This is a genomic window from Flavobacterium erigeronis (assembly GCF_054075165.1).
The window spans coordinates 825,451-836,544 of record NZ_JBSKGP010000001.1 but is presented as its reverse complement, the minus strand read 5'-3'; the positions used below and the strand labels follow the sequence as shown (position 1 = coordinate 836,544).

8 protein-coding genes are annotated in these 11,094 nt (G+C 36.8%); 3 read left to right on the top strand and 5 right to left on the bottom strand.

Features of this window, described 5'->3' with window-relative positions:
* Position 1 precedes the first annotated feature (1 nt).
* From ACWA1F_RS03565 to ACWA1F_RS03545, 5 genes are all read right to left on the bottom strand, one after another.
* The gene (locus ACWA1F_RS03565; RefSeq protein WP_456891637.1) at positions 2-4,552 is read right to left on the bottom strand and encodes a PorP/SprF family type IX secretion system membrane protein; all 4,551 of its coding nucleotides are present in this window, start codon (positions 4,550-4,552) and stop codon (positions 2-4) included.
* Position 4,553: 1 nt separating this feature from the next.
* Positions 4,554-6,017, bottom strand: coding sequence for a gliding motility protein SprC (sprC, locus tag ACWA1F_RS03560; protein ID WP_456891636.1), 1,464 nt, complete (start codon positions 6,015-6,017; stop codon positions 4,554-4,556).
* Positions 6,014-6,418, bottom strand: coding sequence for a hypothetical protein (locus ACWA1F_RS03555; protein ID WP_456891634.1), 405 nt, complete (start codon positions 6,416-6,418; stop codon positions 6,014-6,016). Before ACWA1F_RS03555 ends, sprC begins: the two co-directional genes overlap by 4 nt.
* Before the next feature lie 102 nt (positions 6,419-6,520).
* The gene (locus tag ACWA1F_RS03550) at positions 6,521-7,810 is read right to left on the bottom strand and encodes a hypothetical protein (RefSeq protein WP_306153957.1); all 1,290 of its coding nucleotides are present in this window, start codon (positions 7,808-7,810) and stop codon (positions 6,521-6,523) included.
* Positions 7,811-8,001: 191 nt separating this feature from the next.
* The gene (locus ACWA1F_RS03545; protein ID WP_306153959.1) at positions 8,002-8,454 is read right to left on the bottom strand and encodes a hypothetical protein; all 453 of its coding nucleotides are present in this window, start codon (positions 8,452-8,454) and stop codon (positions 8,002-8,004) included.
* A gap of 413 nt (positions 8,455-8,867) precedes the next feature.
* Between ACWA1F_RS03545 and ACWA1F_RS03540 the strand changes: the two genes are divergently transcribed.
* The 3 genes from ACWA1F_RS03540 to ACWA1F_RS03530 all read left to right on the top strand — a co-directional run bounded on the left by ACWA1F_RS03540 (position 8,868) and on the right by ACWA1F_RS03530 (position 11,032).
* Entirely contained in the window at positions 8,868-10,016 is a 1,149-nt protein-coding gene (locus ACWA1F_RS03540; protein WP_456891632.1) for a DNA polymerase III subunit, read from the top strand.
* 7 nt (positions 10,017-10,023) lie between these two features.
* Positions 10,024-10,407 carry a DoxX family protein gene (locus tag ACWA1F_RS03535; RefSeq protein WP_095930182.1) on the top strand — a complete coding sequence of 128 codons (384 nt, stop codon included), beginning with the start codon at positions 10,024-10,026 and terminating at the stop codon, positions 10,405-10,407.
* A gap of 115 nt (positions 10,408-10,522) precedes the next feature.
* On the top strand, positions 10,523-11,032 hold the full coding sequence (locus tag ACWA1F_RS03530) for an acyl-CoA thioesterase (protein WP_111284243.1): 510 nt from the start codon (positions 10,523-10,525) through the stop codon (positions 11,030-11,032).
* Positions 11,033-11,094 lie beyond the last annotated feature (62 nt).

The window sequence follows — 11,094 nt, the reverse complement described above, 5'->3', positions numbered from 1 at the left end:
ATTAATTTTCAACTTTTACGACAGCCATTCTACCGTTGTATGGTTTGCTACCTTTTGCCTCCATTGCTTTTGTAGCCTCTTGTAAACCATCAAACTTTTCATAGTAGATGTAATACTTACTTGTTGTCACGTTGTAAAAGAAATTGATATCTGAACGTCCCGCAGCTACTGCCTTTCTTAAGAAATCATCACGTTTCTCTACGCTGTTATGAACCGCAACAATTAAATAATAGCCGCTATCAGAGTTTTTAATATTCTTAATAATCTGCATATTCGACTGCTCTTCACCAAAATCAAAATCACTTGATGTTAATGGTGTGCTGCTCAATTTTGTCGTCTCTTTTATTCGTTTAAGAGCGGCAACGTCCTGCGCATATCTTCCTTCGTCATTTTCATAAGCGGCACGTTTAATTCTACGTTTACGCTCGATTTCAGTCTCTGTTTTAATACGCTCCAAATCGGCAATTAAAGCAGCGCCTTCTGCTTGCATTTTTAACTGAGCTGCTTTCAATTCGTTTATCTTTTCTAGATAAGCTTTATTCAAAGGATCATCTTTAGGGAACTTTTTACTTCTTTCGTTATAAAGGTTCGTCAACTTCGCAATCTCATTTTTCATGCTATTATTGGCATCAGCAATCTGAACTTTTAATGATTCAATCAGACTGTTTTCTGCCGCTACACTCTTAAATGGTTTTGGTTCCTTATAAATACCTTTTTCACTTAAGTCATTCTCCTCTTTTAAATCGTTTAAGTCTTTTTGCTTATTTGCAACAGTTGCTTTAAACTGATCTAATAAATCATTCTGCAGCTTACGTGTGCTTTCAACAGACTGAGTCAAGTTTTCTATTGCTTTTCCTGTATCATCTTGCGCTTTTGCCGCTAGAGCTGCTGCTTCAGCATCGGCTTTCGCTTTTTCTGCTGCTAATCTTGCTTGGCGCTCTTCCTCTTCTTTTAATCTTCTAGTCTCTTCTTCAGCTTTTAATTTCTCCGTAGCTTCTGCATCAGCTTTCGCTTTAGCATCTGCTAAAAGTTTAGCTTGAAGGGCCACCATATCTGCTTTGGCTTTCGCATCGGCTGCAAGTTTTGCTTCAAGTGCTTCAGCATCTGCTTTAGCTTTTGCATCGGCCGCTAATTTTGCCTGACGAGCTTCTTCATCCAATCTCGCTTTTTCGTCAGCTGCTTGTTTTGCTTTTAATGCCTCTGCGTCCACTTTTGCTTTAGCATCTGCCGCTAATTTAGCTTGACGGACTTCTTCTTCCACTCTAGCCTTTTCTTCAGCAGCCTGCTTCGCTTGTAATGCTTCTGCATCGGCTTTTGCTTTAGCTTCCGCTGCTAATCTTGCTTTTTCTGCTTCCGCATCGGCTTTCGCTTTCGCATCAGCTGCCAACTTAGCTTGGCGAGCATCTTCCTCTTCTTGTAATTTTTTAGCTTCTGCTTCTGCCTTCGCTTTGGCTGTTGCTTCTGCATCTGCTTTTACTTTTGCATCTGCTAGTAATTTTGCTTGTAAAGCTTCCATATCTGCTTTTGCTTTAGCATCTGCAGCTAGTTTAGCCTGTAATGCTTCTGCGTCCGCTTTTGCTTTAGCATCAGCTGCCAATTTCGCTTGACGAGCTTCTTCTTCTACTCTAGCTTTTTCTTCAGCAGCCTGTTTCGCTTGTAAGGCTTCTGCATCTGCTTTGGCTTTAGCGTCTGCCGCAAGTTTCGCTTGAAGTGCTTCCGCATCGGCTTTTGCTTTAGCATCTGCTGCTAATTTCGCTTGGCGAGCTTCTTCTTCCACTCTTGCTTTTTCTTCAGCAGCTTGTTTCGCTTGTAATGCTTCCGCATCTGCTTTTGCTTTTGCTTCTGCTGCAAGTTTCGCTTGTAATGCTTCCGCATCTGCTTTCGCTTTTGCTTCAGCTGCTAATCTTGCTGTTTCCGCTTCTGCATCTGCCTTCGCTTTTGCTTCTGCTGCTTGTTTGGCTTTCAACGCTTCTGCATCTGCTTTGGCTTTCGCATCTGCTGCCAATTTCGCTTGACGAGCATCTTCTGCTTCTTGTAATTTTTTAGCTTCTGCTTCTGCTTTCGCTTTTGCCGTAGCTTCAGCATCTGCTTTCACTCTTGCATCAGCAATTAGTTTAGCCTGTAATGCTTCCATATCTGCTTTGGCTTTGGCTTCAGCAGCTAATCTTGCTGTTTCTGCTTCTGCATCTGCCTTCGCTTTTGCTTCTGCTGCTAATCTTATTTTCTCTGCTTCAGCATCAGCTTTTGCTTTTGCATCGGCTTCTAGTTTTGCTTTAGCTGCAGCTTCTGCGTCGGCTTTCGCTTTAGCATCTGCTACCAATTTAGCTTGAAGTGCTTCCGCATCAGCTTTGGCTTTTGCTTCAGCTGCTAATTGTGCCTGACGTGCTTCTTCTGCTTGTCTTATTTTTAATGCTTCTGCATCTACTTTGGCTTTGGCTTCTGCAGCGATAAGCGCTTGTCTTGCTTCTTCATCTGCTTTCGCTTTTGCTTCTGCTGCTGCTTTTTCTTTAAGAGCTGCTTCTTCTGCTGCTTTTGCTTTTAAGTCTGCAGCCACTTTTGCTTTGTTAGCCGCATCGATAGAAGCTTTTGTTTTCGCTTCTGCAGCCGCTTTTGCTTTTGCTTCTGCAGCTAATCTTGCCTGCAATGCATCTGAATCAGCTTTTGCTTTTGCATCTGCTGCTAATATGGACTGCATATCTGCAGCTTCTGCTTTTGCTTTTGCATCTGCTTTACGTTTTGCTTCAGCTGCATCTGCTTTAGCTTTATTGTCTGCAATTAATTTTAATCTTGCTGTTTCTGCATCTGCTTTCGCTTTTTCTGCAGCCGCCAATCTAGCTTGTCTTGCTGCTTCTGCATCTGCTTTTACCTTTTCAGCTGCCACTAATCTTGCTTTTGCTGCAGCTTCTGCGTCTGCTTTAGCTTTGTCAGCTGCTAATTGTGCCGCCGTTTTCTGTGGAGCCGGAGCTGGAGCTGCTGGTTTATTTGCCGCTTCTGCTTTTGCTTTAGCCGCTGCTTCTGCATCAGCCTTAGCTTTCGCATCTGCGGCTAATTTTAATTTCATTGCCTCCGCATCAGCTTTTGCTTTATCAGCTGCCAATTGCGCTTGTGTTTTCTGCGTAGCTGGAGCCGTCGCCGTTTTGTTTGCTGCTGCTTGTGCTCTCGCTGCTGCTGCTGCATCTACTCTAGCTTTGTTGTCAGCTGCTAATTTTATTCTGCGCTCTTCTGCATCAGCTCTTGCTTTGTCAGCTGCCAATTGCGCCTGTGTTTTTTGCGTCGCTGCAACAGCTCTGTTTGCTGTTGCTGTTTGGGCTCTCGCAGCCGCTGCCGCATCTGCTTTGGCTTTTGCCTCGGCAGCCAATCTTATCTTAACAGCTTCAGCATCTGCTTTAGCTTTATTATCTGCTTCTAATTTTGCTTTTGCTGCTGCTTCTGCATCAGCTCTAACTTTTTCTGCCGCTGCCAATCTAGCTTGTTTGGCTTCTGCATCAGCTTTTGCTTTTGCTTCTGCAGCTAACCTATTCTTTTCAGTAATTTCAGTTCTGTTAACTTGAGTCGCTTGCGATTTTGGCTTAGCAGGTACTGGTTTTGGTTTTGACGGATCAATTAAAGATCCTTCCTCATCATCTCCGTAATAGTAATTTCTATTTTTGAATTTATAGGCAATAGCAAATTCGTGAGAACCGCCCAAATTAGAGAAATTGCCCATCCCTCTTTCGTAATTGTATTCAATAGCAATACTTGGAGAAATATTAACTCCAAGTCCTGCAGAAACACCATATAATGTGTTATAACCTGCTTGCGCCCAAACTCCTTGCTGAAGTGCAAGCATTCCAAGACCCGAAATAACTGTTTTATCTTTTTTAATTTCCGTTCTAACAATTCCAGAAAATTTACTTCTGTCAAAAAAGCCATAACTGTCAATGTATCCTGTGTACATTGCATGCAGTTGAATCGCTCTTTCTGGATCTTCTTTTACCATTCCAGATCCTAAATTATAAAGCACTAAATTGTTAATAGACAATCCGAAATCTAAAAAGGCAGTTCCGTAATTAATACCAGGATTAATAGTAAGAAGCGTGCTTTTTGGAAAATCTCCATTCAAAATAGTGGTATCATCTGATATAATTTTTCCTGTGTTTATACCACTTTGATAAAAGCCTGCATTTAAACCAAATGTCAAATTACTGTCTTCTTCAAGAACAATATTGTGAGCAAAATTGGCTACCCCACCAAAAACGGTCATTAAACCATAATTCTGTTGAAACAAACTAACTGCAAAAGCTTCGTTTTCTCTAAAGCGCCCAGAATAACCAAAAATATAGGTATTAGGAGCATTTTCAAACTGTGTCCATTGTCTTTTGTTATAAAAACTGATATATGGATTTGACTCACGAACAAAACTAAATGTCGGGTTGATCAAATATCTATTAAACTTTAAAGAATTTCTTATGGGTAACGAAAACGAAACAACTCCATCCTCAGAAGCTTCTTGAGAATAGAGTACATAAGATAAACCGTAAAATAACGTGATGAATAGTAAAAGTTTCTTCATATTATTTAATCACGGTTATTGATCCTTTTTTTTCACCTGCATCGCCTTGAATAACATAGTAATAAACTGGATTTACATTCTTAAAATCTATATTGTTTTGAGGCCAATCGCCTTGGTAATTCACCACGTCCAAAACCATATCTCCGTTTGAACTAATGATCATTACTTTTGTATTTGCATTCTTATATTCATCTGGAATATTCCAATATGGATTCATCCCGCTTAGTTTAATAATGTTCGGAATAACACTCGATGGACCAGATTCTCCGTTTATTCTAAATGAAAATTCTTTTGTAGCGATACATCCAGCTGCTTGAGAAACGATCGCTTTATAGTTACCTTTTACAGCTACTACATAAGAGCTTGATGTTTCATTAGGAATTAAATTGTCATTCAAATACCACTCATAAGTTGGATCGGCGGCGTCTGTTGTTATCGTAACCGTTACAGTTTCTCCTTCACTTAATTTGTATCCGTCCTCAGCATCTATATTTGCATTGAAACCATTGCTCTTCAAGTCGATTGATCCTGTTGCATTACAACCACCAAAATCTACATCTACAGTATAAACTCCAGATTCGTTTGTAGAGTAAGTACGATTAGTAGCTCCTGCTATTGCAATACCATCTTTTTTCCATTGATAACTATTTCCAGCTGTAGCTGTTAAAACCGTTCCTGCGCCGCTAGCGCAAAAAGGATTTCCTAAAGATGAATTTATTGTAATCGCAGAACCAGATGATGATGATGAAACTGTAACTCTATTTGAACTAAAATTTACATTCGAACATTCACCGTAATCGAGTTCTGCAAAATAAACACCTGCAGAATTTACTACTAAAGAAGACGAATTTTGTCCTGAAATTAGAACATCATCTTTATACCATTTGTATTTAATATTCGGATAATTTGCTGGTGACGAGCCTGGAACTTCGGGAGTAAGGTTATCAACCGACAAAGTAAAACTCCCTCCAGAACAGAAAGCAGCAGTATTTCTATTTTGATTTATTAAAAATGAAGACACATAGTCTTTATAATAAGCTGAAAAAGAAGTTGCCCCTGAAAAATTTTGTGCTCTCGGGCTATTAACCCCGTTACTACTTACTATTCTTAAACTGTAAGTATTAGAACCTTTTAATGTCGTAGGAATTGCGAATTTGATTGTTTTTTCAGTACTTGATAATGTAAAAACATCAAGAGTGGTAGTCGCTGTTGGATTGGTAAAACTGCCAAATTCATCAGACAATTGAACAGAAAAAGTAACTTCTGACGGAAAATTTAAATAGGAAAAAGTTGCTAAATATTCATTGTATTTAGCACCATTAACAATATCTCCAGCACAAATATCTTTAAAAGGTAATTGTTGTGGAGATATTGATGATTGAGCATAAATACTTGATTCAGTAAAAATAATTATACCAAATAAGATTAAAACTTTAAAAAAAGATAAAGTAATTTTTTGAATCATATAGTGCGTGTTCTTGCTAGATCTATACGCTCAAAAAACAGAATATCTATAAATGTTTCTGAGAAATCATACTTGTAGTTTTCAATTACTTCTTTTGCAATAATTGAAGTTGCAGCAAATGATGAGTTCTCTTCGCAATTATTAGATACAGTATTTGACTCAGCCGCTATAGTAAGGCTTTCCTTGGGGGTGGAAATCCCTACTATAGACTGATTTAAATTACTTGTTTTGCCGTTTTCAATAACAGCAATGTTGTTGTTTTGGTTATTGCAAGCCGTTAAACCACACTCAGAAACAGCAGCCTCAGTAGGATTTTCTGCTGTATTCTGTGCATATAGAGTTAACGATATAGGCGAAACCAAAAATATTATATATAAAAAATATTTTTTCGTAGATACCATTATGTCTTGATCTTTATTTGGGCCCGTAAGACGATACATAAATTGTGTCTGGGGACTTAATTAATAAAATTTACGCGAGGGAAATAAAAATCGAAACTATGTCTATTTGCCGCTAGAAGCTGTGATTTTTCCTAATTGTAATCTGAAATCAGGTTTCTTAGGATTGAAGATGTCAATGAATGTTTCTTTGTTATCACTTTGAGAGTAAACATTAAAGAAAACACTGTTTCCATACCAGCTTTCTAAATCTTCATTGTTAGAATTGTACTCTGTAAAGATGTTTCCATTACATAGGTTAAAGTACATTTCTTCAAATTTGATTTTTTTAAGGTTGGCATCATTGATCTCAGTTTTGCTGTCCAATAATACTGCAGGGTTAAATCCAGAGATTACACTTCTTTTCATTTCAAGAGAAGCGCCTTCTGCAACATATACAGCTTCTTTTACTAAACCTGCTTGAATATCAGCTTTAATATTTTCACTGTCGTTAACCATAGTAATATTGCTAGCAACAACTAGCGTTTGTTTTTTAGTAAAGTCTGTTTCACTTTTCTTTTCAAAAGATCTTACCTCCATACAACGAGATCCATCTTTAGTACTTGAGAAGTAAGAAGATCTAACTGCTAGAGAGTTGAAGAAACGGCATTGCGCACCTTGAGAAAATTTAAAGTCATCGTTAACTGATTTATAAGAAACGAATTTTGTAGCATTTAAGTCACCACCCAAGATTCCGAAAGAATCTCCTCCTGCGTAGCTCACCATAACGTTTTCAAGTACAGTTTTGTTTCCAACTGCAGCAAGAGTCAAAGCATTGAAAGTATCTAAACCTTTTACTTTTTTTCCAGCAAACTCAATTCTTACGAATCTCAAAATTCCAGAGTTTGAAGCTACGTTGTCTCCACCGTAAGTAGTCATTGTTGGATCAAGATCTAGGTTATAAGAACCTACATTTCCAAATTTATTAATAGGTGCATCACCAAGGATTACGATTCCACCCCAATCTCCAGCTTTTTTCATGCTGCGGTTTGAAGTAAATACAATTGGATCTGTTTCTAAACCGTCAGCCACTAATTGTGCTCCTTTAGTAATTACTAATGTTCCTTTAGTTTCGAAATCACCAATAATTACAGTTCCTGGCTCAATAGTTAAAACTGCATTGTTTGTAACATATACGTTTCCTTGCAAAACGTAAATATTTCTTTTAAGCAATTTAGTATTAACAGAAATATTTCCTGCCAAAATTTGGTTTGCTTCTCCATAGTCAACTTTATTAGGCTTAAACTCGGTCCAGTTGTTTAACCAATTGGTGTAGCCCATAATTCCTTTCTCTTGTTGAGCATTCATACTCGCCACTGTCAAAAGAACGCAGATTAATTGAGTAATTTTTTTCATGATAAGGGGGTATTACGGTTAATAATAAATTTGGGTATGCGTAAATGAAAAAACTCCTCTCGAGTTTTCCGAAATTTCTCAGAATACTCGAGAATGAGTTCTTTTTTTATTATGTTTCTCAAAAGTGTCCGAATAAATTTTATCCATTTACGTAAACACTTTCAAAAAGGTTTTAAAAAGATAAAACTTTATTACATTTCGTTCAAGTCGTTGAACTCGTGTAATGATTTCAATGTACTTTCGTAGAACAAAATTGCAGCGATTAGATTTCCTTTATCAGAGTAAGGCATCATTTTTCTTTGGAATTCTACAGTTGTATCCAAGAATGTTGATGTACCTACTGCCTGAGCATCTAATATTTTTTTGTGATCACTATCGTCTGGAATACCAAGGTCAGCCATAGTAACCCCAGGTTTTGTAACCAAAGCAATGTAAGGGAGAGTTTTAACTAATACTTTAATACGCTCGATGTATAATTCCAAAAGTTCTCCCTTTTGCATACCACTCAATTCTTTTTGATCATGGTATTTACGGATAAGAGCAGTTGTACTGATAATACTTCTCGGTGCGTTTTTAGCTTGTGCCGAAACAGCCGCAGTAGTTAAGATAAAAAAAGCACTAAATAGAATAATTTTCCCTTTCATAGATTCTTATTTTATAATTGGTTGTTGATAAAAACAAAAATATATAAATTAACTTAATTAACAACTCGAATGGATTTTTTTTTCAAAAAAAAACCTTAAAAAAACCTTAAAAACCAGCGTTATGTCGAGAAAATGTGCGTTTTAACGCGCTTTTTGTTAAAATTGTTAATATTAAAACGGTAAGATATTGACTATAAAAAATAAAAAATTAACTCTTTAAATAATCAAAAAATAGCTCCTTTTACCGAATTTCGAAAAAAAATATTAACAAAAACATCTTGATATTTACTCACTTGGACATATTTATTAACAAAATTCTGTCGAAACTGATCTAAAAAAAATCAAAATTACAGTCCATAAATAATCTTACTTCCGAAAATTTTTGACTACACATTTTCTTCTATCTTTGCCCTATGCAATTTTCTCAAATTTTAGGTCAAGATTACATCAAAAGCCACTTGATAAAAAGTGCTGCTTCTGGTAGAATTCCTCACGCACAATTATTCGTTGGTCCAGAAGGAAGCGGTACATTAATAACTGCCATTGCGTACGCTCAATATATTTTGTGCGGCAATACCGGCGATGAAAATTCAAACGGAAACGATTCCTGCAATCTAAAGTTTGATAACATCTCACATCCCGATCTGCATTTTATTTACCCGACTGTCACTACCGAAGACGTAAAAACAAAACCGAAAAGTTTAGATTTTATTCAAGACTGGCGTAGTTTTATCCAAGAAATGCCATACGGAGGATTATTCGATTGGTACAAAATTCTAGGTGTTCAAAACAAACAAGGAGAAATTCGTGTTGAAGATGCACAGGAAGTTTTAAAATCGCTTTCGCTAAAATCTTATGAAGGCGGTTACAAAATCATGATTATTTGGATGGCCGACAAAATGAATATTGCTGCTTCCAATAAACTGCTGAAACTTTTAGAAGAACCATCAGACAAAACCATGTTTATTCTGATTTCTGAAAACGAAGAAGATATTATCCAAACCATTCGTTCACGCTGCCAAGTAATCCACTTTAGCGGACTTCCGGAAAAAGTAATCGCTGAAGCTTTGGTTGCTCAAGAAAGTATAGATCCCAATTTAGCTAAGAAAATTGCGCATCAAGCTCAAGGAAATTTTAATAAAGCTTTGCATTTGTTAAAAGAAGACGATGACGATCTTCCGTTTGAGCAATGGTTTGTCAATTGGGTTCGTGCTGCTTTTAGAGCAAAAGGAAATGCCGCTGCGATTCAAGATTTGATTTCGTGGAGCGAGCAGATTGCTACGCTTGGACGCGAAAGCCAGAAAAAATTTATTCAATATTGCATCGAAATGTTCCGTCAAGCTCTTATGCTAAATTATCAGGCTCAAAGTTTGGTTTATATCGAACCAAAAGTGGATAAATTTAAACTGGAAAATTTTGCACCGTTTGTCAACGGAAATAATATTCACGAAATATTCAAAGAACTTTCAGATGCGATGTATCATATTGAAAGAAACGGAAATGCAAAAATAATCCTTACCGATTTATCGATCAAATTGACTCGTTTAATTCATAAAAAATAATTCATCAATGAACAATGTTGCCTCAATTTTACTTTTAGCTTTTCTAGCTTTAACTTTTTTGCAATCGGGTTACGAAAAAATTTTTTACTGGAAAGACAATGTCGCTTGGCTTAAAGAGCACTTTGCCAAAACTCCTTTAAAAAATCAAGTTCCGTTAGCGCTATTGCATTTACTAATTTTAGAATTAATTTCTGGAATTTTATGTGTTGTTGGAGGAATTCAATTATTCACAAACAACGGAAGAGAATTCGGTTTTTACGGAGCTATCTTTTCATGCATTTGTTTGCTAATGATGCTTTTCGGACAAAGACTTGCAAAAGATTACGATGGTGCGAGAACCATTGTCATCTATTTTATACCAGCTGTAATGGCTGTTTATTGGTTGAATTAATCAATATAGATTTTTAAAAATTAGCTTCAGATTTTTTAATCATTTTAATCTGTGAAATCTGTGGCGAAAAAGCTCATTCATTTGAGCATCAAAAACAATTTATTATTCAAAAGAAATGAATCCAAAACATCCTTCAGAATCCCTAACTATTTTAACTGATTTAGTTTTACCGAGCGAAACAAATCCTTTAAACAATCTTTTTGGCGGTGAGTTATTAGCCAGAATGGATCGCGCCGCAAGTATTGCTGCCCGCAGACATTCGCGCCGAATTGTTGTAACGGCTTCTGTAAATCACGTAGCTTTTAACAGAGCTATTTCGCTTGGAAGCGTTGTAACCGTAGAAGCAAAAGTTTCAAGATCTTTCAAAAGCTCGATGGAAGTTTTTATAGATGTCTGGGTAGAAGACCGCGAGTCTGGAAACAGAACCAAAGCCAATGAAGCTATTTATACTTTTGTTGCTGTAGACGACACCGGAAGACCAGTTGAAGTTCCTGCAATTGTACCAGAAACTGAACTTGAAATCCAACGATTTGATGCGGCGTTGCGTCGTAAACAGTTGAGTTTATTACTTGCTGGTAAAATAAAACCATCAGATGCTACAGAATTGAAAGCTTTATTTTTATAGTCCAATTTTGATACAAATTGGAACAATCAAACTTCTAAAAAAGAAGTAATTTTACAAACTGT

What these genes read in the sequence shown, in the direction of transcription:
- ACWA1F_RS03565 (WP_456891637.1), bottom strand. Translation starts at nt 4,552, where the DNA reads ATGAAGAAACTTTTACTATTCATCACGTTATTTTACGGTTTATCTTAT.
- sprC (WP_456891636.1), bottom strand. Translation starts at nt 6,017, where the DNA reads ATGATTCAAAAAATTACTTTATCTTTTTTTAAAGTTTTAATCTTATTT.
- ACWA1F_RS03555 (WP_456891634.1), bottom strand. Translation starts at nt 6,418, where the DNA reads ATGGTATCTACGAAAAAATATTTTTTATATATAATATTTTTGGTTTCG.
- ACWA1F_RS03550 (WP_306153957.1), bottom strand. Translation starts at nt 7,810, where the DNA reads ATGAAAAAAATTACTCAATTAATCTGCGTTCTTTTGACAGTGGCGAGT.
- ACWA1F_RS03545 (WP_306153959.1), bottom strand. Translation starts at nt 8,454, where the DNA reads ATGAAAGGGAAAATTATTCTATTTAGTGCTTTTTTTATCTTAACTACT.
- ACWA1F_RS03540 (WP_456891632.1), top strand. Translation starts at nt 8,868, where the DNA reads ATGCAATTTTCTCAAATTTTAGGTCAAGATTACATCAAAAGCCACTTG.
- ACWA1F_RS03535 (WP_095930182.1), top strand. Translation starts at nt 10,024, where the DNA reads ATGAACAATGTTGCCTCAATTTTACTTTTAGCTTTTCTAGCTTTAACT.
- ACWA1F_RS03530 (WP_111284243.1), top strand. Translation starts at nt 10,523, where the DNA reads ATGAATCCAAAACATCCTTCAGAATCCCTAACTATTTTAACTGATTTA.